This is a genomic window from Thermosulfuriphilus sp. (assembly GCF_054026695.1).
The window spans coordinates 38158-62652 of record NZ_JBPMLP010000040.1; the positions used below are offsets into that span (position 1 = coordinate 38158).

24 protein-coding genes are annotated in these 24495 nt (G+C 51.1%); 12 read left to right on the forward strand and 12 right to left on the reverse strand.

The features are described from left to right. Window positions 1-20 precede the first annotated feature (20 nt). The 7 genes from ACXJJX_RS06360 to ACXJJX_RS06390 all read right to left on the reverse strand — a co-directional run bounded on the left by ACXJJX_RS06360 (window position 21) and on the right by ACXJJX_RS06390 (window position 6584). The gene (locus ACXJJX_RS06360) at window positions 21-1919 is read right to left on the reverse strand and encodes a heavy metal translocating P-type ATPase (protein WP_456433294.1); all 1899 of its coding nucleotides are present in this window, start codon (window positions 1917-1919) and stop codon (window positions 21-23) included. Further along, window positions 1909-3717 carry a DUF6178 family protein gene (locus tag ACXJJX_RS06365; protein WP_456433296.1) on the reverse strand — a complete coding sequence of 603 codons (1809 nt, stop codon included), beginning with the start codon at window positions 3715-3717 and terminating at the stop codon, window positions 1909-1911. The genes ACXJJX_RS06360 and ACXJJX_RS06365 overlap by 11 nt, the downstream gene beginning before the upstream one ends. After that, window positions 3710-4099, reverse strand: coding sequence for a YraN family protein (locus tag ACXJJX_RS06370; protein ID WP_456433298.1), 390 nt, complete (start codon window positions 4097-4099; stop codon window positions 3710-3712). The genes ACXJJX_RS06365 and ACXJJX_RS06370 overlap by 8 nt, the downstream gene beginning before the upstream one ends. Further along, a complete protein-coding gene (rnhB, locus tag ACXJJX_RS06375) occupies window positions 4047-4715 on the reverse strand; it encodes a ribonuclease HII (protein WP_456433300.1) in 669 nt (222 codons plus the stop codon). Before rnhB ends, ACXJJX_RS06370 begins: the two co-directional genes overlap by 53 nt. 2 nt (window positions 4716-4717) lie before the next feature. Further along, window positions 4718-5065 carry a 50S ribosomal protein L19 gene (gene rplS, locus ACXJJX_RS06380; protein WP_456433302.1) on the reverse strand — a complete coding sequence of 116 codons (348 nt, stop codon included), beginning with the start codon at window positions 5063-5065 and terminating at the stop codon, window positions 4718-4720. 66 nt (window positions 5066-5131) lie between these two features. Next, window positions 5132-6052: a D-alanine--D-alanine ligase family protein gene (locus ACXJJX_RS06385; protein ID WP_456433304.1), complete on the reverse strand. Its 921-nt coding sequence runs from the start codon at window positions 6050-6052 to the stop codon at window positions 5132-5134. After that, complete coding sequence (locus ACXJJX_RS06390; protein WP_456433306.1) at window positions 6039-6584, reverse strand: HD domain-containing protein; 546 nt, start codon at window positions 6582-6584, stop codon at window positions 6039-6041. The genes ACXJJX_RS06385 and ACXJJX_RS06390 overlap by 14 nt, the downstream gene beginning before the upstream one ends. Window positions 6585-7066: 482 nt before the next feature. Between ACXJJX_RS06390 and dnaA the strand changes: the two genes are divergently transcribed. The 3 genes from dnaA to ACXJJX_RS06405 are packed head-to-tail and all read left to right on the forward strand — an operon-like array spanning window position 7067 to window position 10021. Continuing rightward, window positions 7067-8413 (forward strand): chromosomal replication initiator protein DnaA, encoded by a 1347-nt coding sequence (gene dnaA, locus ACXJJX_RS06395; RefSeq protein ID WP_456433308.1) that lies wholly within the window; start codon window positions 7067-7069, stop codon window positions 8411-8413. Next, window positions 8391-9761, forward strand: a complete 1371-nt coding sequence (locus ACXJJX_RS06400) for an FAD-binding oxidoreductase (RefSeq protein ID WP_456433310.1) — start codon at window positions 8391-8393, stop codon at window positions 9759-9761. The genes dnaA and ACXJJX_RS06400 overlap by 23 nt, the downstream gene beginning before the upstream one ends. A gap of 44 nt (window positions 9762-9805) precedes the next feature. Beyond that, on the forward strand, window positions 9806-10021 hold the full coding sequence (locus ACXJJX_RS06405) for a hypothetical protein (protein ID WP_456433312.1): 216 nt from the start codon (window positions 9806-9808) through the stop codon (window positions 10019-10021). A gap of 2 nt (window positions 10022-10023) precedes the next feature. Here the strand turns inward: ACXJJX_RS06405 and ACXJJX_RS06410 are convergent, their stop codons facing one another. After that, window positions 10024-10977, reverse strand: coding sequence for an FAD-dependent thymidylate synthase (locus tag ACXJJX_RS06410; protein WP_456433314.1), 954 nt, complete (start codon window positions 10975-10977; stop codon window positions 10024-10026). A 225-nt stretch (window positions 10978-11202) separates the two neighbouring features. On the opposite strand from ACXJJX_RS06410, the gene ACXJJX_RS06415 reads away from it, so the two are divergent. Genes ACXJJX_RS06415 through ACXJJX_RS06430 form a run of 4 tightly spaced genes read left to right on the forward strand, consistent with a single transcriptional unit; the run spans window position 11203 to window position 16194 of the window. Beyond that, on the forward strand, window positions 11203-13017 hold the full coding sequence (locus ACXJJX_RS06415; RefSeq protein WP_456433316.1) for a chloride channel protein: 1815 nt from the start codon (window positions 11203-11205) through the stop codon (window positions 13015-13017). After that, window positions 13014-14936 (forward strand): two-component system sensor histidine kinase NtrB, encoded by a 1923-nt coding sequence (locus ACXJJX_RS06420; protein WP_456433318.1) that lies wholly within the window; start codon window positions 13014-13016, stop codon window positions 14934-14936. The genes ACXJJX_RS06415 and ACXJJX_RS06420 overlap by 4 nt, the downstream gene beginning before the upstream one ends. Further along, window positions 14914-15231: a hypothetical protein gene (locus ACXJJX_RS06425; protein WP_456433320.1), complete on the forward strand. Its 318-nt coding sequence runs from the start codon at window positions 14914-14916 to the stop codon at window positions 15229-15231. The genes ACXJJX_RS06420 and ACXJJX_RS06425 overlap by 23 nt, the downstream gene beginning before the upstream one ends. After that, window positions 15232-16194, forward strand: a complete 963-nt coding sequence (locus ACXJJX_RS06430) for a PAS domain S-box protein (RefSeq protein WP_456433322.1) — start codon at window positions 15232-15234, stop codon at window positions 16192-16194. Here the strand turns inward: ACXJJX_RS06430 and ACXJJX_RS06435 are convergent. Both ACXJJX_RS06435 and ACXJJX_RS06440 read right to left on the reverse strand, forming a co-directional pair. Then, on the reverse strand, window positions 16152-18803 hold the full coding sequence (locus tag ACXJJX_RS06435; protein ID WP_456433324.1) for a M16 family metallopeptidase: 2652 nt from the start codon (window positions 18801-18803) through the stop codon (window positions 16152-16154). The genes ACXJJX_RS06430 and ACXJJX_RS06435 overlap by 43 nt on opposite strands. A 73-nt stretch (window positions 18804-18876) precedes the next feature. Beyond that, window positions 18877-19587, reverse strand: coding sequence for an N-acyl homoserine lactonase family protein (locus tag ACXJJX_RS06440; RefSeq protein WP_456433326.1), 711 nt, complete (start codon window positions 19585-19587; stop codon window positions 18877-18879). Between the two features lie 366 nt (window positions 19588-19953). Here ACXJJX_RS06440 and ACXJJX_RS06445 point away from each other — a divergent pair, with 366 nt between their 5' ends. The 5 genes from ACXJJX_RS06445 (at window position 19954) to ACXJJX_RS06465 (ending at window position 22369) form a co-directional block, all read left to right on the forward strand. Continuing rightward, window positions 19954-21132: a YeeE/YedE thiosulfate transporter family protein gene (locus ACXJJX_RS06445; protein WP_456433328.1), complete on the forward strand. Its 1179-nt coding sequence runs from the start codon at window positions 19954-19956 to the stop codon at window positions 21130-21132. Window positions 21133-21167: 35 nt separating this feature from the next. Beyond that, entirely contained in the window at window positions 21168-21425 is a 258-nt protein-coding gene (locus tag ACXJJX_RS06450) for a sulfurtransferase TusA family protein (RefSeq protein WP_456433330.1), read from the forward strand. A 138-nt stretch (window positions 21426-21563) separates the two neighbouring features. Continuing rightward, window positions 21564-21794, forward strand: coding sequence for a peroxiredoxin (locus tag ACXJJX_RS06455; protein WP_456433332.1), 231 nt, complete (start codon window positions 21564-21566; stop codon window positions 21792-21794). Window positions 21795-21806: 12 nt separating this feature from the next. Beyond that, complete coding sequence (locus ACXJJX_RS06460; RefSeq protein WP_456433334.1) at window positions 21807-22166, forward strand: hypothetical protein; 360 nt, start codon at window positions 21807-21809, stop codon at window positions 22164-22166. A 29-nt stretch (window positions 22167-22195) separates the two neighbouring features. After that, window positions 22196-22369, forward strand: coding sequence for a hypothetical protein (locus ACXJJX_RS06465; RefSeq protein ID WP_456433336.1), 174 nt, complete (start codon window positions 22196-22198; stop codon window positions 22367-22369). Between the two features lie 183 nt (window positions 22370-22552). Here ACXJJX_RS06465 and ACXJJX_RS06470 read toward each other — a convergent pair whose 3' ends face one another. Both ACXJJX_RS06470 and ACXJJX_RS06475 read right to left on the reverse strand, forming a co-directional pair. Continuing rightward, a complete protein-coding gene (locus ACXJJX_RS06470) occupies window positions 22553-23671 on the reverse strand; it encodes a KamA family radical SAM protein (protein WP_456433338.1) in 1119 nt (372 codons plus the stop codon). An 18-nt stretch (window positions 23672-23689) separates the two neighbouring features. Beyond that, a complete protein-coding gene (locus ACXJJX_RS06475; protein WP_456433340.1) occupies window positions 23690-24484 on the reverse strand; it encodes a DUF4198 domain-containing protein in 795 nt (264 codons plus the stop codon). Between the last annotated feature and the right edge of the window lie 11 nt (window positions 24485-24495).

Sequence of the window (24495 nt, forward strand, 5' to 3'; positions counted from 1 at the left end):
TGAGGCTGTCGCTCCAGGTGTTAGGTGGCCTCTTTTCGTCCTACCCGCAGGCCATTGGCCACGGCCAGCAGCTCCGTGGCCTCATGACAGAAGACGGCTCCGGCAGCACTGATGACGCCCAAGAGGGCCAAAGGGATAAGGATCACCAATATGGCCAGGGAGAAGACAATGTTTTGGCCACTGATCGTTTGGGCCTTTTTCCCCAATCTTAGAGCAAAGATGATCTTGCTCAGATCGTCACCCATTAGGGCCACGTCTGCGGCCTCTATAGCGGCATCGGTCCCAGCTGCTCCCATAGCGATTCCCACCGTGGCCCGGGCCAAGGCTGGGGCATCGTTTACTCCATCACCTACCATCGCTACCGGTCCGTAGCTCTTTTCGAGTTCCTCAACGGCCTTGATCTTGTCTTCTGGACGCAGATCAGCCCTTACCTCATCAAGACCGAGTTCTTCGGCAATGGCTGTGGCCGCCTTTGAGTGATCTCCGGTGAGCATAACGGTTTTTAGTCCCATGTGACGGAGGCTTTTTATAACCTGAGGGGCAAGGGGTTTGATCTCATCCCTGAGGGCAAAGGCTCCTAGAGCCTTCTTACCCCGGGCCACAAGAACTACTGTTTTGCCCTGGGCCTGTAGACTTTCTACCCCAAGGTCTTTTGAAACTTTGATGCCTAGTTGTTCAAGGGCTTCAGGACGTCCCAAATAGACAATCTGCCCGGAGACCCTGGCCTTGACTCCAGCGCCAGGGAGGGACTCAAAATCTTCTATCTCCGGCAATCCGAGCCCCCTTTTCTCAGCCTCGGTTACAATAGCCCGGGCCAAAGGATGTTCAGAGAACCTTTCTAAGCCAGCGGCCAGGGCCAAAAGAGCCTCTTCGTCCAACCCCAAGGTTTTTATCTCCGTGACTACTGGTCGGCCAAGGGTTAAGGTCCCGGTCTTATCAAAGGCCACCACCCTTATCTTGCCTAGATTCTCCAGATGAATTCCCCCCTTGATCAAGACCCCTTCTCGGCCGGCTCGGCCAATCCCAGCAGCAATGGCCACCGGGGTGGACATAACTAGGGCACAAGGGGCCCCGGCCACCAGAAGGACAACGGCCCGCTTAAGCCAGGGAGCAGGATTGTCGCTGAGAAAAATGGCCCCAAGGGCCATGGCCCCAGAGGCAAGGAGGACCAGGGGCGAATACTTGGCTCCAAATCTTTCGATAAAAAGCTGGACCTGGCTTTTTTGTCTCTGGGCCTCCTCTACCAAATGGATTATCTTGGAAAGGGTGTTATCTTCAAAGGTGGTTGTGGCCTGGATTTTGAGCGCCCCTGTCTGGTTTATTGTCCCGGCAAAGACCTTATCTCCGGCTCCTTTTTTGGCCGGAAGGGGCTCCCCGGTGACCGCAGATTCATCGATATAAGAGTTTCCCTCAAGGATAAGGCCGTCAGTAGCAATGCCCTCTCCAGGGCGGACTAAAAAGACCTCTCCAACCCGGATTTCTTGGGCTGGAATGAGAATTTCTTGGCCCTGGCGGATAACCCGGACCTCTTTGGGGGCTAGTTTGAGCAGTTCCCGGATAGAGGCCTTGGTCCGGGCATAGGTGTACTCTTCGATCCCCTCGGCTGCTCCATAGAGAAACACCAAAAAAGCGGCCTCATCCCACATGCCCAGGGCGATAGAACCACCAGTGGCCCCGAGCATGAGGACCTTGATGTCTATCTGGCGTTTCCTGAAAATTCCTTCAAGTCCCTCCCGCATCCAGTGGATGCCTCCGAGGACAATGGCCAAGAGATAGGCAATTCGTTCTATCTCCGGGGAAACGAGTCCGGAGTGGGCCGAGAGAAAGGTCAGGGTTGAAATGGCCCCGGCTATCAGGGCCGCTTTAAGAGGCGGGTAGTGCCACCAAGGGCCTGAAAAGATCTCCTCTCTATCCTTCACTTAAGTCCTCTACCACTACCAACTGGATGTAACGGGGATGTGGAGGATGGCTAAGATCGACAAAGGCAAATTCTTCCTCCAGGAGATCAAAGACATAATCTAAAAAGCGGACTATTGCCTCTTGTTGCTCCGGTTCACCAAGGGCCTCAAAATTTTTAAGTACCTCAGCTCTAATACTCTCAGGGACCAGCAGACGCCCCTTATCTTTCTCCAGAAGCCTTTGGAGAAAAGGAAGCCAGTCTTTGTAAGGCAGGGGCTCAAAGATAAACTTCCCTTTCAGGAGCCAGTTAGCTACTCCGGTGGCCAAAAGGGCACTCCAGGTCAGATCATTAGGTTCAGTGATGTTGGTCTTTTTGAGGAGGAGTTTCCCCCTCCAGTCCCTGGGGTGACCAAAGATTCGGGTAAGGATCCCTGAGAAGACTTCTATTTCTTCTAACCGCTGAGTCGTCTCTTTCACCTCTGAAAGCCTCCTGAAGGGGCGCATCTCCTGGTCTGTCCCCAGGGCCTTAAGATCAAAATAAAGAATCTCTTGGGGACGGTTTCTGGTTAAGGCCTCAAGGGTGAGTTGATAGGGCTGATCAAGGTGAAGGAGGAGTTCCTTAAAGCCTTGACTCTCTATGATTCTTAAGGCCCGGATCTTAAGACCTCTTAGACGGGTATGGGCTAGTCGAAAAAGGTCCTCCAGGAAATATTCCTCAAGTAGTCCCCGAGCCTCTTCGATATCCCCTCCAGACAACTCTTCCAAAGCAATATTCAGATAGGCTTCAGCCTTTTTGATGGCCCTTTTGATCTGAGAAGGGTCATCCAGGTTGATCTCATCGGTCATCAGGACCTTGTTGACCACCCAGGCAAGCTCTCGGCGTAGGCGCTCAAACTGCGCCCCGTCGGTAATACGGGCCAGAGCTAAGGTGAGAAGATCCTCTGTCTCCATGTATACGACTGGCAGAAAAGCTGGAGGAGGAAGCTCTTCTGTGGGGGGGGGAAGATGGCGTCGTTCTACCCGCCGCATCTGCCGAGGGGTATCCAGCCGGGCATAGATGTCTAGGGCCTCAAAAAAGTCGGGGATACCGAGATCAGCCAAGCGCCCTTTTCTCCAACGATAGGCCCTCTCCAAAACCTCTGAGGGTAGCTCCCAGAGGAGAGACTCCATCAGGTTTCGGTACTTCTCGGGGGAGATTTCCATCAGTATCTGGAGCAATCTCATAAAAAGGGGCTCGAGTTTCTGGTTGCGAAATTCCACAAAATAGGTGTCATCCAGGCTAAAGGGCGGGAGTTTATCACGGGCCTCCATAAAATCGGTATCATCAGGACGTTTTTCCACCCGAAGGAAGAGGTTCATCGTCGCCGCTAATAGATCTTCGTCGACTCCCAGGAGCCACTGGGCCACCTTGTCCTCTGAGACCTCAAAGAGGATCAGTAGCCAGCTAACTATCCTTTGGGGCACAAGTCGATCTTTATGCCACCAATCAAGGTCGAAGATAAAGGTAAGCTGTTCCTGACTGGCCATAGAGATAAGGCTGAGGGCATCCTCAGGGCCAATGGCCTTGATGGTCCAGAAAAGTTCCTGGGGGGGGATCTTCTGAAGGAGTTCTGGAGCCCTCTGGGAGAGAAGAATTACTTTTTGACGAAGCTCCCAGGGGGCGGTGAGGACCACCTCTACCTGTTCAAAGAGTGGCAGACGGTTGAAGATCTGTTCGGCCTCTTGAGGGGGAAGCTTGAGAAGGGTCTCGGCCAAGGGGGCCCGAGGAGGAAGGGCCCGGCTTAATATTCGTTCGCGGCTAGAGTTGACTTCAGTCATTGAGGGCGTCTCCAAAGGCATTTTTTAGATGTCTTAAACTGGGGCCATCTTTTCCCCAAATAATAGTAATGACGTCAAAGCGGACAAGGTTTTCAAGTCTTCTCTGCTCTTTGAGCCACTTTAGGGCCATTCGACAAATCCGCTTCTGTTTCTCCAGGGTGACTGCCTCCTCCGGAAGCCCCCGGCCGAGGGATCGTCTGGCCTTGACCTCTACAAAGATGATCGTTTCCCTCTTCTGAGCAATGATATCTATCTCTCCCAGAGGTCCCCTATAGTTGGTGGCCAAGATCTGATAGCCTCTGGCCTTAAGATAAGAACAGGCCAAGGCCTCAGACCGAGACCCCAAAGAGTGGATGGTCTTTTTCTTCTTGGGAGAGGACACCCCGAAAACTCCGGCGATGTAGCGGACAAGGACCGTGATGGGCCAAGGCCAGGCGATGCTCCTTGGTGCCATAGCCTTTGTTTCGGGCAAAATTATACTGGGGATAATCCTGATGGAGGCGGGCCATGAGCTGATCCCGGTGGACCTTGGCGATGATAGAGGCGGCCCCGATGGAAAGACACCGGGCATCCCCGTGTTTGATGGCCCTTTGGGGACCGGGCCAGTCTATACAAAATGGGCCATCAATTAAGAGGAAATCAGGCCTTGGATCCAGAGACTCTACGGCCACCTTCATAGCTAAGAGCGAGGCCTTGAGGATTCCGTATTGATCTATATCTTCAGGGCCAATCTCGGCCACTGCCCAACAAAGGGCCCGGGAGATAAGCATCCTGTAAGCCCTTTTGCGGGCCTCTGGACTTAAGGCCTTGGAATCATTGATGAGTTTTAGATGACTCTCTTCCTTGAAAAGGGCCTCTGGAAGGATTACCGCTGCAGCTACTACCGGGCCGGCCAAAGCTCCCCGGCCGGCCTCGTCCACCCCAGCCACAAGACGATAACCTGCCGTCCTGATCTCTTGCTCAAGCTGTAAACGGTCGGCTAAAGAGGCCGAGCCCACGTTTAACGACGCTCTTTGATCCGGGCCTTTTTCCCGGAAAGTTGTCTCAGATAGTAAAGCCTTGCCCGACGGACCTTACCATGCTGGACGACCTCGATCTTTTCTATCCGTGGGGAATGAAGGGGGAAGGTCCTCTCTACTCCAACGCCGTAAGAGACCTTACGGACGGTAAAGGTGGCCCCTGTACCCGAGCCCCTTTTGCGGATAACTACCCCCTGGAAGACCTGAATACGTTCTTTTTCTTCCCCCTCGGTGATCCTCAGGTGGACCTTGACAGTGTCTCCTGGGCGAAAATCCGGCAGGTCCTGTCTTAAATATCGACTCTCTATTTCTCGAATTTGCGGTAACATAATATGGCCTCCTTAGTTTAAGGACTTAGAAGAGCAGACCTATTTAACATATAAGATCAATACTCCTCAAGGGCTTCGGTCCCTTAAGGCCAAAGAAATTAATTTTTCTACCAAGGCTGGAAAGTCAAGGCCGGCTACTTTAGCTGCCAAGGGCAGAAGGCTCGTTTCAGTCATTCCGGGGATAGTATTGGTCTCCAGGATATAAAGTCTTCCGTCTTCGGCCAAGATGAAATCACTTCGGCTTACGTGGCGAAGCCTTAAGATCCTATGGGCTTTAAGGGCGGCCTCCTGGACCTTTAAAGCCATCTCCTCAGGTATTTGGGCCGGGCAGATCTCCTTTGTGGCTCCAGGGAGGTATTTGGCCTCGTAGTTAAAAAAGGGATAATCAGCTCCAGGGATTATCTCTACTATTGGCAAAGGGGTCTCGTCGAGGATGCCACAGGTGAGCTCCCGACCAGAGATAAATTCCTCCAGGAGGATCTCATTGTCGATTTCAAAGGCCGTCTTCAGAGCTGTCTCCAAGGCCGCTTCGTTCTCAACAATATTAAGACCAATGCTCGAACCCTGGGTAGCTGGCTTGACCACTAGGGGAAAGGAGAGCCCAGGATAGGGAGGCTGATCCCCCCGGCTGACCTTTAGGGCCTTAGGTGTGGTGAGACCAGCCAACTGATAGAGCTCTTTAGATAAAATTTTGTTCATTGCCAGGGCGCTTCCCAGGACCCCAGCTCCCTGATAAGGAAGCCCTAAGAGATCAAGGAGCCCCTGGATGGTACCGTCTTCACCACCTCGTCCATGAAGGATGATCAGGGCGCAGTCAAACCTTGGGGCCTGGGCAACCAGACGCTCAAGATCCCGAGCAGGATCAAAGCGACTGACTTCGTAGCGTTCTTTATCCAAGGCTTCGTAGACGGCAGCCGCTCCTTTGAGAGAGACCTCCCGCTCCCTGGAAATCCCTCCGGCAATAAGGGCCAACCTAATCCTTTTCAATTTCGGCCACCTCCTCTGGGCCAAAGGCAAGGCGGGAAAAGATCCTCTCTTCAAGCTTCCTGCTGAAAGCCTCCTGGTCTTTTATTCGTTGGAGGCTGGCTTCATCCCGACCGTATCGTCGGAGCAGATCAGTAAAGCGTTCTCCAAGCTCTACAATCCGGTCATGCATGACCCGCTTGTCAGCATAATAGACGATTTCGGCCTCATCAATTGGGGCCTTTGCCGGCCGGGGCCTTAAAAATATATGCTCTTCAACCACCCTGGCGACCTCAGGATAGCCCAACTCCCTCAACCTCTGGGCGGCACTAAGGGCATGGTTTTCTCCGGTGATGAGGCTTTGATGTTTAGTGAGGTCATGGAGGAGCCCAGAGACCTCAAGGAGCCCGAGATCAAGGTCTTCTCCGGCCTGATTAAGGGCTCTTCCCAGGAAAACTGCTACCTGGGCCACCTTTTGGCAGTGCCGCTTGATATGTTCTGGGACCCCGAAGTGGTCAAGGATCTCCAGGGCCTCATCTAGTTTAGGAACCTTCATCTTTGGCTCATCGACCTTTAGCCTCAGGAGATGATACCCCGTTTCCCTAAAGGCTCAAGGCAACTCTGCCCATTGAAATCATTTTAGGAACAAATCAATTGATGTTTATTCGCTACCTTGCCCCGTTAGCAAAAAATATCGTTTAGTTCTACTGTTGGATGTCATTAGTCATCCTTTTTTCTCTAAACAAAAAAGAGCGAAAAATTAAGATTATTTAAAGTCCGTCCTTGTTGAAAAAGTCATTTGTGACACCCAATATATTGAAATTATTGGATTTTTTAAGCATAGCTTTTTTTCTAGATTATTCGTGGGGCTTTGGGACTTAGCGCTCTCTAAGCTTTGGGATTTTCGTGAAATGTCCTTCTGTTGAAAATGAGAGGGTTCTTTACTCAAAATCGCTCTTAGTCGCCTTTGACAGGGGGCCATAATGGTTTTAAAGCTTGGGGCCATCCTGCTAGAGGTGAGTGTTCAGGAGGTCGCTGATGCTGCGAGGCGAAGAGATAAAGGAAAGACTCAAAGGAATTGTTTCTGAGGCCGGCTACCGCCTCTGGATTGAACCCTTAAGCTTTGACATCCCTGAAGAAGGAGCGGTTACCGTAGTCTGCCCCAATCAATTTGTGGCCAACTGGGTTGCCGAAAACTATCAAGAACAAATCCAGGAAGTTATCCAGACTCTTGGTCGAAAGGGGATTGAGTTTCGCATTCGGGAAGAAGAAAGGCCAGATGAAAGGCAGCTCCTTCTCCCTTACGATCCCGGGCGTCTCCTCGGACGGCGGCTCTGTGACCGTTACACTTTTGAGGAGTTTGTTGTCGGGCAGTCCAACTATTATGCTTATTCGGCCTGTTATGCCTTGGCTCAGGGAGATCCGTCTTCTAGTCGGATAATCTACCTTTTTTCCAAGACTGGTCTCGGCAAGAGTCATCTCTCCCAGGCCATAGGTCATCATATCCTTCGTCAGAATAGAGACCTTCGGGTCTGTTATCTTACGGCTCAGGATTTTACTAATCAGATGGTCCGAGCTATCAAGACCAACACGATCGACCGTTTTAAGGAAAGGTTCCGCCAGGGCTGTGATGTTCTCCTCCTCGAAGAGGTCCATTTTTTAACTGGTAAGGACTATACCCAGGCAGAGTTGGCTCTGACCCTGGATTATCTTTTTGATGAGAACAAAGCGGTCATCTTTACCAGCACCGCTGCCCCTAGGGAGATTCCCAAGATCCAGGAGTCCCTGCGCTCAAGGCTTTCTGCGGGTCTTATTACCTCGATTAACCCTCCTGATTACGAAACTAGGGTCAAGATCATTGAGCGAAAGGCGCGGCGTCAGAAGACCGTCTTGTCAGAAGAGGTCGTTCACTATCTGGCTGGGGCCCTGACCGGTGACATCCGGCAGATAGAGGGAGCCATTGTGGGCTTGCTGGCTCGGGCCAGTCTCCTCAAGCATCCAGTCAACCTTGATCTGGCCAGAGAGGTTGTCAGAGAGTTAGTGGGGGATCGTCGCGATGTTACCAAAGAGAGGATTATCGAGCTGGTGTGTCGCTATTTTCAGGTCAGCCGGGAGGAGCTAAAGAGCCCTTCACGACGGCGACGTATAAGCTATCCTCGACAAATGGCAATGTATCTCTGCCGCAAGTTTACTGGGGAGACTTTTGAGGCTATTGGTCGGATGTTCAACCGGGATCACGCTACAGTGGTCCATGCTGTGAACTCCATCTCTCGTCGTTCCCGAAAAGAGCCCAATACCAGATACCAAGTGGAATATCTCTGCCAGCAGATAGAGGATTTGATTGGTCGAGGAGGACAGCCCCGTGTCGTTACCCAAGCCGGCTAAGGAGGCTCTTAAAGATCTTCTTGGAGACCGGTTGACTCTAGCTGAGGCAGATCGGGTTGCCTATTCTTATGATGCCTCAGGCCTTGAGAGCCTGCCAGCTGGGGTCTGTTTCCCGGAAACAACCGCAGAGGTGGCCGGAATCCTTCGAATCTGCTGGGAGTATGGGATCCGGGCCTTGCCGCGGGGGGCCGGTAGTAGCACTACGGGGTCAGCCGTGCCTCTGGAAGGGGCTTTAGTGGTAAGCTCAGTGCGCCTTAACCGCATCCTGGAGATCTCCCCTCCGGATCTTCTGGCCGTAGTTGAACCAGGGGTGGTGGTGGCCGATCTTGATCAGGCCCTGGCGAAAAAGAGGCTCTTTTATCCTCCTGATCCGGCCAGCCTGGCCTTTGCGACCATCGGAGGCAATATTGCTACCTGTGCCGGTGGCCCTCGGGGCCTTAAATATGGGGTCACCAGGGACTATGTCTTAGCCTTAGAGGTGGTTCTGGCCGATGGGACCATCCTCTCTTTGGGAACCAAAACGGCCAAGACCGTAGTGGGCTATGACCTTACTCGCCTTCTGGTTGGCAGTGAGGGAACCTTAGCCTTTGTTACCAAGGCGACCCTCAAGGTCCTCCCCAAGCCAGAGGCTATGATTACCGCCCTGGCCGCCTTTGAGGGCCCTTTTGAGGCGGTTGGGTCCTTAAACAGGCTTTTGGCCTCGGGAGTTCTGCCCCGGACAGCCGAATTTCTTGATGATCTGTCCATTTCTGCCCTTGCAGAAAGGCTTCCCTCGGCAGCGGCCAGGGCTAGGGCCCTGCTTCTCATAGAACTCGATGGATCTAAGGAGGCGGTAGAGGCAGACCGAGAAAGACTAAAAGAGGCCCTTTCTAAGGCCCGATTCTTGTTTGTTGCCGAAACACAGCAGCAGAGAGCCTCTCTCTGGGAGGCCAGACGGGCCCTTCCTCCAGCCCTAAGGCGTCTTCGTCCCTGTAAGAAAGGGGAGGATGTGGTGGTCAGACGTTCTCGTCTGGCTGATCTGGTCTCTTTGGTCATTAGGCTTCGCCGCAAGTATAATCTCCCTATTCTCTGTTTTGGCCATGCTGGAGACGGCAATCTTCACGTCAACATCCTCTTTGACGCCCGGGATCCTCAGGAGAAGGACCTAGCCGAGGCTGCCCGTAAGGATCTCTTTGAGGCCGTGGTGGCCATGGAAGGGAGTATCTCTGGAGAACACGGGATAGGGCTGACAAAGATGACCTATCTCCCCCTGGAGATATCCCCCCGGGCCATCTCCCTCATGAAGGGAATAAAAAAGGTCTTTGATCCTCGAGGAATCCTCAATCCTGGAAAGATTTTTCCGCCCTAGATCTTTTGTTCAATCCCGGCCAACAGATTTCCGAAAAGAAATCTATGAAGGCAAGGATCCCCATCAAAGAGATAGATGAGGCCGGCCGCAGTGTGGCTGTTAAGGTTCGCAAAGAGGTGGTTTTCTCCTGTGAGGCCTGCGATCGCTTTGAGTTTGGCAAAGATGGTCAGTGTATCCACTGGGGTCGGTCAAAATGTCCTCTTCTTTCAGCCTTTCTGTTGATAAGCTCCCTTGGGCTTGAAAGGCTTCCTCGGGCTTAAAATCAGGCCTCGGCCTCTAGAGAGCCAAAGATCTCAGGGAATCGATCCTTCAGGTCCTCAAGAAGTAAGAGCATTATCTGACGCATGGATGGATCGGCGGCTTTAGAGGTCCGAAGCCGGAGAATGTGGAGCCACTCTAGAAGGTTGGCGAAGGTAATGATTTCGGTCTTACAGGAGTTAGGCAAGACAGTCCTGGCCGCCTGTGGGGATGAAGTGGTCAAAAGCTGGAGATAGGCCTCTTCGGCCCGCTGACAGGCCTCCTTCCAGATCTGATATTCGGGGCTTCCTTCAGGATAGAAAACAGGCTTAATAAAGGTTACTCCTCCGAATTTTTCGTCTCCATAGCGGCAATAACGTTGCGATTCCTGAAGGTAAGAGGCCACCCGGTGGCGGACAAGCTCGTGGCTGACGGCCCGATTGATGGTAAAGCGGACTAAGAGATAACGATGCTTGACTCGATATTCAATGGGCAGAGAGTCAATTTCCTGGGGGGAGAGAAGGCGCAGTTTGATTCCTTCTTGAGGCACAAGGCCGTGTTTGGGAAGAAGATCCTCAAAAAGAATTGGCCAACGCTGGTGAAGGTCACGGATCAGAGCCTTCATGACCTTAAGGTCTTGCCCCTCTCGAAACATGTCTCTATAGGCCCGAACGTTAGCTGAGAGGAGATATCGACGGCGGTCAAGCTTGTCGGTATTAAAAAAACGCGGATTGCGCTCAAAGAAGCGGGCCATGGTGGACTCGGTATCCACCGAGACCTCGTAGACAAGGGCGGCCATCTCCAGGACGGATTCATGACCTCGCCGGATAATGCCCTCAATGAAGGGGATAGCCGACTCCTTGGTAATCCGGTCTTCACTTTTATAACAAACCCGGCCACATCGCTCTATCTGGGAAAGAATGTCCTGATTCTTAAAATATTCCTCGATGACTTCGAATGATGGTTCGATGATCTTCATGTCCTTCCGAATAACAAAGCCCCTGCCTTCTTGCAAACCCTTTTTAGACTTTGTTAAAGTCTCCCTCGGATTTGAAATCGGGACTTGATAGTGAATTTTTTCCCGGCTTAATCAAGTTTAGACCTGCCTAAGTTGGTCTTCTTCTGGGAGACCCGGGTTAGATATTAAAGGGGGCCTTTTTCTTCGATGGCCTTGACAAAATGATCCTTGGAAGTGGTTTGGTCTATGGCCAGATTCTCGAGTCGGCGCTGGGAGCGGCAGAAAATTCGATTTCGTGGAGCAGGGCGCTGGTTTATTCTCTCCAGCTTAGTGGGGATTTTGGCGGGGCTGGGATCTATCGTTTTTCATCTCCTGATCCACCTGGGTCACCATTATTTTCTGGACTATTTAACCGGTTATCTTCCCCCCTATCCTGCAGGAAGCCCTGAGCTTTTTTCCCCTACCAACCGGCCATTTAATCCCTACATGCTGGTTTTGGTTCCGGCCCTGGGAGGGCTGGCTGCTGGTCTTATAACCAGTCGTCTTTGTCCAGAGGCCGAAGGGCACGGGACCGATGCCGCTATCAGGGCCTATCATCACGAAGAAGGGCGCATGCGGGCCAGGGTGCCTCTGGTGAAGACCATTGCCTCTTTCTTTACCCTGGGTACGGGTGGTTCTGGAGGCGAAGAAGGGCCAATTACCCAGATTGGGGCTGGATGGGGGTCCTTTGTGGCCCAGAGGTTGAAAGTTTCTCCTAGAGAAAGACGAATCCTCTTGGCTGCTGGCATGGGGGCGGGCATCGGATCCATATTCCGTGCTCCCCTGACGGGAGCCCTTTTTGCGGCCGAGATTCTCTATCGGGATACCGAATTTGAGGCTGATGTTCTCATACCCTCGGCCATTGCTTCCATAGTAGCCTATTCTGTTTATTGCATGGTTTTCGGATGGGGAGCTGTTTTCGCAGCTAATGATTATCGTTTTGAAAGTCCCCTTCAATTGGGCCCCTATGCCTTGACGGCCTTTGTCCTCTCTGGGGCGGTGGGCGTTTTTGTTAAAGTCTTCTATGGGTTCCATGATTTTTTTAAACGCCTTGAGCTGCCCGCTTTTCTTAAACCAGCCATTGGCGGCCTAGGGGCCGGGATTTTGGGGCTTTTTATCCCTGATGTTCTTAATTTTAGCTATGGTTTTATCCAAAAGGCCCTTTACAACGAGGTCAGTATGGGGATGCTCTTTGCAGTGGGTCTGGGAAAGATTCTAGCCACGGCCCTTTCTATAGGTTCAGGAGGATCTGGGGGGGTTTTTGGCCCCTCTATTGTTATCGGCGGCTCTATTGGAGGTGGCATGGGGTGGTTCTTTCACCAGTTCATGCCCGATATAGTCCCTGATCCAGCCCCCTTTGTCATTGTGGGTATGGCTGGCTTTTTCGCCGGAAGCTCAAATGTACCGGTGACTTCAGTAGTGGTGGTCAGTGAGATCACTGGATCTTATCACTTGCTGGTTCCCAGCCTTCTTGTCTGTAGCCTGACCTTTTATCTTTGTCGTCCCTGGAATCTCTATCGAGAGCAGGTTCCCAATCAGGTGGCCTCCCCGGCCCACAAAGGTGACTTTTTCTCCGACATCCTAGAGGATATCCGGGTAAGGGACATATTCCGGCCGGAAAGAACCTATGCCGTCATCCCCGAGGACATGACCTTGAGGCAATTTGTGCGTTTCTTCGGCCGTACTGAACAGCATTACTTCCCTGTGGTTGATCGAGAAGGAAAACTGACCGGGATCTTTTCCATTAACGATGTCCGTGGTTTCCTATTGGATCATGATCTCTGGGATCTTATCATCATGAAAGATATCGCCAGAAGTGACGTCATTACTACTAATCCTCTTGAAGATATCAACACCGTGCTTCGAAAGTTCACCATCCGCAATATCGACCAGCTGCCAGTGGTCTCTGAGGAGGATCCGCGGACCTTTATCGGCATGATCAGTCGGCGAGATGTGATTAATTTCTATAATCAGAGGTTAGAAGAGATAAAAAGGCGAAGCCTTTCGAGGTCTGAGTGGTGAACTGGAGCCGGTGGTCCCTTAAGAGACGTTTTTTTCTTCTGGTATTTTCCCTTGTCCTGACCACGGCTTTGTCCTTTGCCCTATTGGTGCGTTTGGTGGTTATCTCTCCCTTGGTGTCCTCCTATCTTGAGAGGGGTCAAGATTTAGGGCGGGCCATCGGGACGGTCATCGGCGAGCACATCTCCGCAGGAGACAAAGAGGCCCTTAAGGAGCTTTTGGTCGCAGAACTCGAGATCTTTCAACGCCATCTGGCCGCCCTTGCCCTTCTGGATGAAATGGGAGAGGTGACCATTTTTGTCTCCCAAAGAGCGGATCTCAAGCAAACCTACCAGGTCGAGGTACCTCTGACCAAGGATGGACATCGACTAGGAACCCTTAAGCTTTTTCTCAAAAAGGGCCACATCGATGCCACCATCTGGCGTCTAGGGCTGATCTTCATTGCGGTAGTTTCTCTGGTCCTGCTTATATTGGTTGGGGCGGTACATGTTTTTGTTCGTTCTATCAGCCGTCCGATTACCTATCTTATGTCTCTGGCTGAAGAGGTTGCTAGGGAGAATTTAAATGTCTTTTCTGATCTGGGCGAGAGGGTCCGCTGTTGGGAAATGGTCTCTTGTCCCAAGAGGGACTGTCCTGCATACGGGCAAGAAGATGTCCCTTGCTGGCTGATAGATAAAACTGGTTGTTTCCAGTGTCCCGAAGGCAGTTTTCCCCAAAAGATCGAATATTGTCGTCGCTGTCCGGTCTATAGAGCTCATGCCGGCCACAACGAGTTGGTTCAGCTAGGCGATGTCTTTAATTTTATGATTCTTCAACTCCGTGAAGGCCGTGAGGCCCTGGAGAGGGCCCGGGCTCTGAGGGAGAGCCTTATCGAAAATTCTCTGGAGGCTATCGTGGCCGCTGATGCCCGGGGTAATATTATTATCTTCAATGAGGCCGCTTCTTCCCTCTTCGGCTATCGTCCAGATCAAGTAATCGGTGAGCTCTGTGTCTGGGATCTTTTCCCTGAGGGGATGTGGGAGGGAATTTCTAATCGCCTCAAAACTGGGCAGACCCGGCTTAAGAACCTTGAGACCTTGGTGGTTACCCGTGAAGGAGAAGAGGTGCCGGTCTGGTTGAATGCCGCTATCCTTACTGATGAGCGGGGAGAAATGGGGGTAGTCTGTTTTATTAAGGATTGGCGGGAGATTCGCTACATGGAAGAACGCCTTCTGGAGACAGAGAGGCTAGCCAATATCGGTCGGGGGGTGGCTCACGTGGTTCACGAGATCAAAAATCCCCTGGTAGCCATTGGCGGTCTGGCCAGAAGGGTTCTAAAGTCTATCCCCTCAGACAATCCCAATGCCTTGAAACTCCGGATTATTCTTCAAGAAATCGAGCGTCTTTTGGCCATGCTTGAAGACATCCGGGATTTTACCAAAGCGACCAAGCTTCACAAACGTCAGGAAGATATCAATATGGTCGTAGAGGAAAGTATTCTTCTTATGCAGTCTGAGCTAACCTCATCCAAGATCGAATTGGTTCTGGACCTTGATTCCAATCTCCCCTGTATCCCTTATGATTTTGACCGCATAAAGCAGGTCCTCATAAACCTGATAGAAAATGCCATTGAGGCCATGCCTGAGGGGGGCAAACTTACTATCAGGACCTATCGGGATAGTCCTTGGGTGGTAATTGTTATCGAAGATACCGGCAAAGGGATTCCCTCCGAGGAGTTAGACAAGGTCTTTGACCCTTTCTTTACCACCAAGGCCAGAGGAACTGGTTTGGGATTGCCTATTTCTAAACGGATCGTTGAGGATCACGGAGGAATCCTGGAGATAAGAAGCCGCCTTGGCCAGGGTACCCGTTGTCTAATCAAGCTTCCCATTCCCATTGAAGAGCATAAGGAGGCCTCGGTTGAGGTGGCTGGCCGAGTTTAATCAGGCCGAAAAGCGCCAACTTTTGATAATGGTGGCCCTCTGTATTCTTTTTGGCGTCCGTTATTATCCCGGAGACCTTTTTCGGACGATAAGGGAATCAGTGCACTATATTGTGGCCTTTTTTTTCTACGGGGGGGCCATGAGTTTTGTGATCTGTAAGATTACCGAAAGAGCTATCAAAAAACCGATCTCTCGCAAGGCAATCATCAAGTTTGCCCTGCTGTTGGCCCTGTTTTTTTCCATTACCGAGGCCCTTCACGTCTATTTCCAGATGGAGGCCAAAAGGGTCCCCTAGATGCCACCTTACATTGTAGTCTTAGCCTTACTTTTCGGGGGCTTGCTACTAGGAGAACTTCTCTTGGTGAGCCGACTCTTCTCTGTGGCTACATCCCTTAAAGACGTCTCTGGCGATGAGCTAATGCCTCTCATGGTGACCTTGGCCGAAGGTCTTAAAAAACAGGCTCTGATCTCCCTGTCCTTGGGCCTTACAGGGGCTGTTGCCCTGGGGGTTTTGTTTTACATATTCAGGGTCGAAAGGAAACGATCCCTGGTTTATGAAAGACGTCTCCGTGAGATCTCTGAACGTCTGAGGGTCTTGGTGGAAGCCTCTCCCAGGTTAGGCATTGTTCGAATTAGGCTTCCGCACGGGGAGTTTGTTGATGTTAACCGGGGAGCCTGTGAATTGCTGGCGGCCTCAAGGGGGGAGCTTTTGGGGAGGAGCCTTCTTGATTTTGTTTACCACGAAGACAAAGAGGCTACGGCCAGGGGACTTTACGCCCTTAAAAAGGGAGAGATGGCCGAGATCGTCTCCCGCTTTGTCTCCGGAGTTGGGCGAATTTTCCCAGCAGAATGGCATTTCTTCCGCCCTAAAGCAGGCTTGGAAGACTCTGAGGCCATTGCTATTTTTACCGACGTTACCGATCGGGAGGCAGCCGAGGCCGAAAGACTACTTCGAGAAAGGCTCCAGGGGGTTTTAGAGATGGCCGGAGCTGCTGCCCATGAAATAAATCAACCCCTTCAGGTCCTGGCTGGCATTGCTTGGCGACTTAAAAAACGTTGTCTTCAGAACCAGGATTGTCGGGATCTACTTAACCAGTTGGAGGAAGAACTGGAGCGCATGATGACCCTTGGGCATAAGATTGCCTCGGTGAGCCGCTACGCCGTCAAGACCTATGTTGGAGATACCCGAATCATCGATCTAGAAGCCGCTGCGAACTACTCCTCTGAAGAAAGCGGCTCGACAGAGACTAAGACATAAAGATCGCCACCAAGGTATTTCCTGGCTGTCTCCATAACCTGCTCTAGGCTGACTTCCTGGATCCTGCGGATGTATTTGAGAGCAAAGTTGTAGCCCAGGCCATAGAGCTCATTTAGGGCCATATCTAGGGCTTGGGCTCCATTGGTCTGGAGACCGATCTCGTACCGGCCAATAAGTCTTTTTTGGGCCCTCTCGACTTCTTCTTTGCTAAGACCTTCGGTATTGAGCTTGTAAATGGCCTGCCAGAGTCCTTTAAGGGCCCGGTCTTTCTTCTCAGGGGCGGAAGCAATATAGAAGGCAAAGCTTCCTGTCCCCAGAAGGGGTCGATAAAAGGCCGTCACCGAATAGGCTAGGGCCTCCTTGTCTCTTAAGTTGCGAAAAAGCCGGCCACTTTGCCCTGAAAGTGTTGCCGCCAGGATGTCCAGGGCAAAACGATCAGGACTCTCAAGGCCTGGGGTGCGGAACCCTAGGAGCAGATGGGCTTGGCCGATTTCCTTGTGAAGGGTGGAGAATTTAGGGGCAGAAAGGGGTAGAGGAGGGCCGGGAGGTTCGGGGGCCTCCTCTTGACCCTGTTGCCAGCCACCGAGGAGTGATTCCAGAATCTCAAAGACCTCCCGGGCCTCGACATCACCCACGATGGCTAAAACTCCCCTTGAAGGTCTGATGAAACGGCGATAGGTCTGACGCAAGGTCTCTCCGGTCAGTTTGGCCACAACCTCCTGGCGCCCCAGAGGAGAGAGCCCATATGGATGCCCCTCAAAAAGAAGACGATTAAACTCTTTCATGGCCAGTTCCGAGGGGTTGTCTTCTGAGGCTCGAATGGCGGCGATTACCGGCCCTTTGGCCCTTTCTACCTCTTCCTCTGGGAAGGTGGCCTGGGTAAGAATTTCGGTAAAGATATTCAGAGCCTCTTTGATGTTTCGGGAAAGAAATTCCCCCTCAAGCCCAACGGTGTTCCTCCCAGAGAATCCACTGAGGCTTCCACCCATGGATTCGATAATTTCAGCCAATTGCCTTGAAGAATGTTTGCTTGTTCCCTTGATCCAGGAGGCCGAAAGGAGCCTGAAGATCCCGTTGGTCTCTTCGGTTTCAAAGCGCAGTCCTCCAGGGAAGACAACCCGAACGGCAAAAGTGGGGACATCCGGCACCTCCCTTACCAAAACAGTCAGTCCGTTTGAAAGGATTCGCCTATAAGTTGGGGCTACGAAACCCCTCTCTGAGGGACTGATCCCTTGGGCGGCTAACTCGGCCTCCTCACTAATCGAAGAAAACCTTTCAAAATTAAGAAAAGTGGCGTCTTGGGGTAGGGCTACTGCTGCCGCCAAATTCTTTGAACGGAAGCATTGTCCCGCCAGCTCTTGGATCATCTCTGCAGTTACCGAACGGACTGCCTTAAGATAAGTAGCCTCGGCCTGGGGATCACCAAGGATGGTTTGGAAGACTCCCAGGCGTCTGGCCTCACCCTCCATAAGTTCCTTGATATAGATAAAGTCACTTTCCACCTTGGTCTTGGCCCGGGCCAACTCCTCTGGGAGGGGAGGACTGTATTTGAGTCGATAGACCTCAGTCAGGATAGCCTTTAAGGCTGCCTCGAGGTTATCTGGCTCAAGACGGGCACTTATCCGGAAAAGCCCCGGCCCTAAAGGAGTAAAGGAATAAGCTCCGATTCCCGAGACCAATCCCTGTTTTTCTCTAATCTTCTGATAGAGGCGGGAGCTCCTTCCTGAACCCAAGATGACGGCCAAGACATCGGCTACCGCAGCCTTCTGAAGGGTGGTCAAAGAAGGCCCCGGAAAGGCCAACTGAAGATAGCCCTCTTGGATGTCTTCGTTGAGGATTTTGAGCCCCTGGGGAGGGGCCTCCCTTTGGGGGACACTAAAGGCGATAGGTTTCTTGTAAGGGGCCTTCCCAAAATAGGCCATGGCCTGGGAAAGGGCCTCTTCGGCCGATACGTCCCCTACAATAACCAGGGTCATGTGGACCGGCCGATACCTTCTTTCATAATAGGAGATAATTTCCTGGCGCCCCAGGGCCTTAAGAGTGGATTCGTAGCCAATTATCGGGCGGCCGTAAGGATGATTCGGATAGGCCAATTGCATCAGGACCCGGGAAAGCTTGATTTCCGGCTGATCCTGACGCATACGCATCTCTTCTAGGATGACCTCCCTTTCACGGTCAATGTCCTGTTTGTCAAAGACGGGATGGAAAAGGGCTTCGGCCAAGGCCCCTAGAGCCTCTTTGAAGGCCTGTTGGGGGACAGTTAGATGATAGACTGTATAATCATAAGAGGTGTAAGCGTTGATGGATCCCCCGGCAGACTCTATCTCCTCGGCCAAAGCCCCGCTGGGTCGTTCTTCGCCGCCCCGAAAAATAAGATGCTCTATAAAATGGCTTACCCCCGCCTCTTGGTCCCTTTCATAAAGGCTTCCGGCCTTCACCCAGACCTGGATGGCTACCACTGGGGCCCGATGACTTTCTTTAACGATGACTGTAAGCCCGTTTTCAAGGACTGTTTTTTGAAGACCTGGTCCTATCTCCACTGCTCCTCCTAGACCTTCCATGAAGAGAAAAAGGATCAATATTGGCCAAAGCTTTCTTACAAGGGCCATCTGCCCCTCCCTGGATTTAGTTGTTTAGGCATGGGTAACCCCTAGTTTTTTTAAAATCAAGCCCCAAGTGGATTTAAGGAAGGCGTTTGTGGGCCAGGCTAATCTCCCGGATGGGGAGAAGAATGTCTGCCAATTCTTTCACCCTCTGGCAACTTTCGTAGGCAGCTATGACGTCAAGGTGGATTCCCGGGGGAATGACCGGACCAAAGGCGGGAAAGTTGGCATGGCTTACACAGAACCCCGTGATAACGGCTTGGCCCTTTGAGGTATCTATTATAATGGATTGGCCTCCAGGGGTATGCCCTGGGGTCTTTATTACCCGGATACCGGGGACTATTTCTTGATCGCCCTCAAGTAAGACAAGGTCAAGTCCTTCAAGGAGTTCTGGTAGGTATCGATGGTCAAGGGGATGGGGATCCTGACAGAAATCCCACTCCTCCTTCTGAATATAGAACCTGGCCTGGGGGAAAAGGACATCGTTTTCACAGTGTTCGTGATGAAGATGGGTGTGGATGACTATTTTTATATCTTCCTTCCGGATTCCTAGCTCTCTGAGGCCTGACTCTATGGGTTGGGGACTCACCTTGAGCTCTTCAAGGACCTCTTCTGGGGCAAAAAACTCCTCGACCCCAGTATCGATCAAGATGTGCTCCCGACCGTTGGTGACTAGAAAGGCAAAGATAGGGGCCCAGGTCCGACGTCCGTAACCACGAAGATAGGTAAGAAAACCCTGATCTGTCTCATTTATGGCGGTAAGTATCGGATAAATGTAGTAATTTGACATTTTACTTCTCCTGCCTCCATTATAAAATCGACAACTAAGATAGATGCAATGCGTTTAGTTTGAAAAATTCCACTGTCCAAATAAATAGCAATGATTAAGAACTAATAAAAGGCATCAAGGCAATGGCGAGACTCTTTTATAGCTTCCAGTTTGAAGATTGGAGGAAAGGCTGAATAGCCCTTCAATAGACGTTGAATAGCTATTCATTTAGAGCTTGACAGTCTCCCCCCCTTTTGTTAGACGATAGAACTCAAGAATCGTGTCTTTTTATCATTTTTATGGTTTAAGTTTAAATAATCGGTAAGATCACCTATTGTTGGCAGAAAAAATTTCTAATTTGACAAAATCTCTAATTTGGAGGGTTTTATGGCCGAAGATAGCATTCTCAGCCAGAGGATAAAAGAGCTTTACAATTCCTTCTTCGTTAAGGACTGGAGCCCATTGATGGGGGCCATATTGATCGCCTTCTTTGCTGTTCTGATGGAGGCTTGGTATCGCCCTTGGGGTATCGTTGGGGGGCTTCGAAATTGGGCTGATTGGTTTTTTTATCTTATAGGTTTCTATGAAGATGAACCTCCTCATGTTCTTTGGTTTTCCTCCTCGGTCATGAATATTGGCTTTGTCTCTGGGGCCTTTATCTCTGCCTTGATGTCTAAGAATTTTGCCTTTCGTTTTCCTCCGACCCTTGAGCTCATCAAAGGCTTTGTTGCTGGTATCCTTATGGGAATAGGGGCCTCCTTGGCTATGGGGTGTAATATTGGTGGCTTTTATGTGGCCATCCATAACCTAGCGGCCAACGGTCTGCTGATGTTTATCGGTCTTATCTTTGGTACCATGCTGGGGCTCAAGTATCTCATCTGGGAGATGAATAACTTCTTTCCTACTGGTGGTCGGGAGATTGGTCCTCCGCGCAGTGCTGAGCCGTACATTGGGGTCCTTTGTATTGTGGCCTTATTTGTGGCTGCTTACCTCTACATGGGCTCAGACATGGATGATGCCGAGCTTATGGCTGGCTACCTTCTCATTGGGGCAGCCTTGGGGTTCACTATGCACCGGAGCCGTCTCTGTATGGTTAATGGTCTGCGGGAGCCCTTTATGACCGGAGATGCCAAGATGGGCAAAGCGGTGATGCTTTCTATTATTCTGGGGGCCATTGGTGTGGCTATCCTCAAATATCAGGGACTTCGGGCTGAGGAGCTCTATGTTACACCGACCTTTGGTCTGGGGGCCCTTCTAGGAGGATTCATCTTCGGGGCGGCCATGGTGGTTGCTGGAGGATGTGGTTCTGGAAGTCTCTGGCGGGTTGGCGAAGGCCAAATCAAGCTCTGGGTGGTGGCCATCACTTTCGGCCTGACCAACTCTATCGTCCGCCACTATTTTGCAGAATACGATATCATTGAGGAAGGTTATCTGGGGAAAGCCGTTTATCTTCCGGATTATCTGGGCTATGGTGGAACCCTTTTCTTCATCGCCGCGATTATGATAATCTGGTACATCATCATCGACTGGAACGAAGAGACCAACAAGATGGTCTTTGAGATTTAGCCAACTTTTAAATACTATTAAGGAGGGTTAGAACTATGAGTGAATTCAAACAAGCCCCGGAAGGAATCAAGCCCGATGTGACTATCGACTGCAAGGGTCTTTCTTGTCCGATGCCCCTTCTGCGGACCAAAAAGGCCGTAGAGAAGCTGGGTTCAGGTCAGATCCTTGAGGTCTTGGGGACGGATCCTGGCTCCAGGAATGATATCCCCGGTTGGTGTGCTCGAGCTGGGCATGAGTATCTGGGGGAGAAAGAAGACGCCGGTTTCTTCCGTTTCTACATCAAGAAAAAATAAATCCTTAATCCTTTAAAAACCTTATTAAGGAGGCCGGTTATGGCAGATGAGAACAAACTGGGCATATTTGTTACCACGCCCCAATATATGGACCATCTGATGGGCATAGTAAAGGCTGCCCAGAAGGCGGGTAAAAGTGTGAAAGTCTTTTTGACCTTTAAGTCTATTCATCTGACCAAACATGCTGCATTTAAAGAGCTAGTTAAGATGATTCCTGAGGATGATTTAGCTATCTGTGCTGACAGCTATGTCTGTGAGGGCTATGATGTCGATACCGATATCCCCGCTGGCATGACGGCTAAACAGATGCGGACTCAGGCCTTTCATGGCAGCATCATTGAAGAATGTGGCAAGTATATTGTCCTTTAAAGGGGGGAATCCATGTCTAAGAAACTTTATTTCCTGATCCCAAATCGGGTTTACATTACGGACGCTATTCGTTCTACCTTGGGACAGGCTATTGAGAATCATTATTCTCATGCCTGTATCTTATATAACAAGATGCCTAAGGTCTCTGATTACGTTAAAGAAAATATTGAATGGATACGGGACATGGAGGGGGATGTCTTCGCCGTAGTGGATACTATGGATGAAGAAGCCAAGAAATACAATGTTGATGAGGTTGGCCTGACCCCGATTACTCTGGAAGAATTGGCCCAGAAGCTAAAAGAGGCCGATCTGATTATCCCTTACGGACTTCCGCGATCCCTCCATGCTCCGCCGCCGGCCTGTGCTGACTAGTGGGCCAAGTCAGAAAGGGGGTACGAGTTATGAAGATCTTACATATCTATAAGAACGAACCCACTGAGGAGACCAAAAAGCTGGTCGCCCTTATAAACGAAGGTAACGAAGCTCTGGAATTTAAACTTTATGAAGGTGAGCCTGATTATGACAAGCTGATCGAGCTAATCTGGGAGGCAGATAAGACTATTTCCTGGTGGTAGCGATCAGTGCTTCTTTTCTTAATAAGAAGGGGGCTCTAAGGCCCCTTTCTTATTTTTCAATTAAGGTTAGATTCATCTATAAAAAAATGTAAATTCAGAGTTGAAACTGTCCTGTGAGGTCTTTTAGCCTGCCCTAGACTATACTTTTAAGGATCGTTGGTTTTTGGGGCTCCCAGGTCAATTTTATAGAGGCTCAGTATAGACAACAATCTCCCCTTGGTAGTTTCGGAAGATAAGTTTATTGGCCTTTGTTTCAAGGAGATAGTCTGGCTCAAGGGGAACCTTTCCTTTGCCCCCTGGCAGGTCGACCATAAACCTGGGTATGGCAATTCCGCCAAGCCTGCCTCGCAGGGCTTCCAAGATCTCTAGCCCCTTAGAAACCTTGGTCCTCAAGTGTCCCACACCGGCTACTGGATCACACTGGAAGAGATAATAGGGTTTGACTCCGATCCGGCAGAGGCCCCGAAGCAGGTCTCTGATCGTGGCTACGGAGTCGTTGACCCCCTTTAGAAGGACGCTCTGGTTGAGGACAGGGATGCCGGCTTTAAGGAGTTTTTCGCAGGCCTCAGCGGCCTCCGGGGTGATTTCTTGGGGATGGTTGAAATGGGTAAGGAGCCAAAGGGGACGATGGCGTTCTAGGATGTGGAGTATATCTTCCTCAATCCTCATGGGTAGAGTGACAGGAAGACGGGTTCCAATCCTGATTATCTCAAGATGATTGATCTGCCGCAGTCTTTCCAGGAGATAGTTAAGCTTCTTGGGGTTAAGAAGTAGAGGATCTCCCCCAGATAAAATGGCCTCTTTTATCTGGGGGCGAGACCTTATGTAATCTATAATGGCCTTAATCTGGTCTTTTTTAAGTTCTAACGGTCTTTGCCAGAGCCTTTTGCGATTACAGTGACGACAGAGCGTGGCACAACGATTGTTAGTCAGGATAAGAGCCCTGTCTGGGTAGCGATGGACCAGCCCTGGGACAGGGGAAAGGGAGGTTTCTGCCAAGGGATCTTCGCTTTCTCCTGGAGAGGTTTCTAATTCTCTCGGATCAGGAATAGCCTGGATCTTTATAGGATCCGGTCCCTCGATTTTCCTGATAAGGGAAAGATAGTAAGGGGTGGCCCGGAAGGGATATTTCTGAATCGTTTTATAAGTTAAATTTCTTTTGAAGGCAGTAGCCAGGAGATCAAGCCCCTTGAGCTGATTTTTCATCTGCCAGCGCCAGTCATACCACTGGCGAACCGAGATATCCTTTAGACCAGGGGCTATAATTCTTAGGCGCTCAAGGCGCTCTTTTAAGGTCAGCATGGATAGATTTTACCTTTTCTAGGGCTTCTTGGCAGGGGGGCTGTAGGGAGGGGCTATGTAGATCCAGATTCCGGCCCGTTTGATCAGGGGGAATTTCTGTTGACCGAAGTCAATCTTTCCCGCAGGCATGGCGGCCGAAATGATCCACCAGCCGGCCCGTCCGAGGCTAATAGTAAAAATGCCGTTTTCATCGGCCCTAGTGCTTGGGCTCATCCGGGGAGAGTCCTCATAGCCGAAGGGGTCTTTGGGAAGGGCCTCGGGGGGCAGATAATATCCATGATAGTACTCCCACTGGATCTTTACTCCGGCCAGGGGTTTGCCCTCTTTTAAGACCTGTCCTCTAAAGATGGCCGGGGCTTCCTGTCCATAGGGCCTGGTATAGGGGATGATCTCCACTTCAAGCCCTGATGGCCTCTGCCAACCATCTTCCCTGAAGACATGGAGACACTCCTTGACATAGTCTTGGTAAACGAGGCCCTTTTCGATGACCAGATAAGGACGGCTGATAAGGCAGAGATAATGGTCACCAGGGATCCTAGGGGTATAGCGGATTCGGAAGGCCCGCTTTTTTTTGCCCGAGGCCTCGTCCAGAAGATCAATGGCCGTGACGGCCACTGGCTGCTTCTGTCCGTCCGGGGTCATGATGACAAACTGAGGAGGCTTGGTATCCGCAACTATTCCTTGGTAGGGCTTACCCCAGAAATAAGTCCAGGTTGTCGGCCAGCCGGGTTTGGCATAGCCCCGGTCCTTATCAGGGACAAAGATGTGATACCAATTGCCCAGGGCCGGGGCTGTAATCCCGAGAAGGACCAATATACTCCCAA

Bases quoted from the DNA above. Each gene is read 5' to 3' on its own strand.
- rplS (WP_456433302.1), bottom strand. From the start codon at position 5,065: ATGTTACCGCAAATTCGAGAAATAGAGAGTCGATATTTAAGACAGGAC.
- ACXJJX_RS06410 (WP_456433314.1), bottom strand. From the start codon at position 10,977: ATGAAGATCATCGAACCATCATTCGAAGTCATCGAGGAATATTTTAAG.
- ACXJJX_RS06460 (WP_456433334.1), top strand. From the start codon at position 21,807: ATGTCTAAGAAACTTTATTTCCTGATCCCAAATCGGGTTTACATTACG.
- ACXJJX_RS06430 (WP_456433322.1), top strand. From the start codon at position 15,232: ATGCCACCTTACATTGTAGTCTTAGCCTTACTTTTCGGGGGCTTGCTA.
- ACXJJX_RS06415 (WP_456433316.1), top strand. From the start codon at position 11,203: ATGGCCAGATTCTCGAGTCGGCGCTGGGAGCGGCAGAAAATTCGATTT.
- ACXJJX_RS06470 (WP_456433338.1), bottom strand. From the start codon at position 23,671: ATGCTGACCTTAAAAGAGCGCCTTGAGCGCCTAAGAATTATAGCCCCT.
- ACXJJX_RS06440 (WP_456433326.1), bottom strand. From the start codon at position 19,587: ATGTCAAATTACTACATTTATCCGATACTTACCGCCATAAATGAGACA.
- ACXJJX_RS06365 (WP_456433296.1), bottom strand. From the start codon at position 3,717: ATGACTGAAGTCAACTCTAGCCGCGAACGAATATTAAGCCGGGCCCTT.
- ACXJJX_RS06450 (WP_456433330.1), top strand. From the start codon at position 21,168: ATGAGTGAATTCAAACAAGCCCCGGAAGGAATCAAGCCCGATGTGACT.
- ACXJJX_RS06465 (WP_456433336.1), top strand. From the start codon at position 22,196: ATGAAGATCTTACATATCTATAAGAACGAACCCACTGAGGAGACCAAA.
- ACXJJX_RS06390 (WP_456433306.1), bottom strand. From the start codon at position 6,584: ATGAAGGTTCCTAAACTAGATGAGGCCCTGGAGATCCTTGACCACTTC.
- dnaA (WP_456433308.1), top strand. From the start codon at position 7,067: ATGCTGCGAGGCGAAGAGATAAAGGAAAGACTCAAAGGAATTGTTTCT.
- ACXJJX_RS06405 (WP_456433312.1), top strand. From the start codon at position 9,806: ATGAAGGCAAGGATCCCCATCAAAGAGATAGATGAGGCCGGCCGCAGT.
- ACXJJX_RS06445 (WP_456433328.1), top strand. From the start codon at position 19,954: ATGGCCGAAGATAGCATTCTCAGCCAGAGGATAAAAGAGCTTTACAAT.
- ACXJJX_RS06435 (WP_456433324.1), bottom strand. From the start codon at position 18,803: ATGGCCCTTGTAAGAAAGCTTTGGCCAATATTGATCCTTTTTCTCTTC.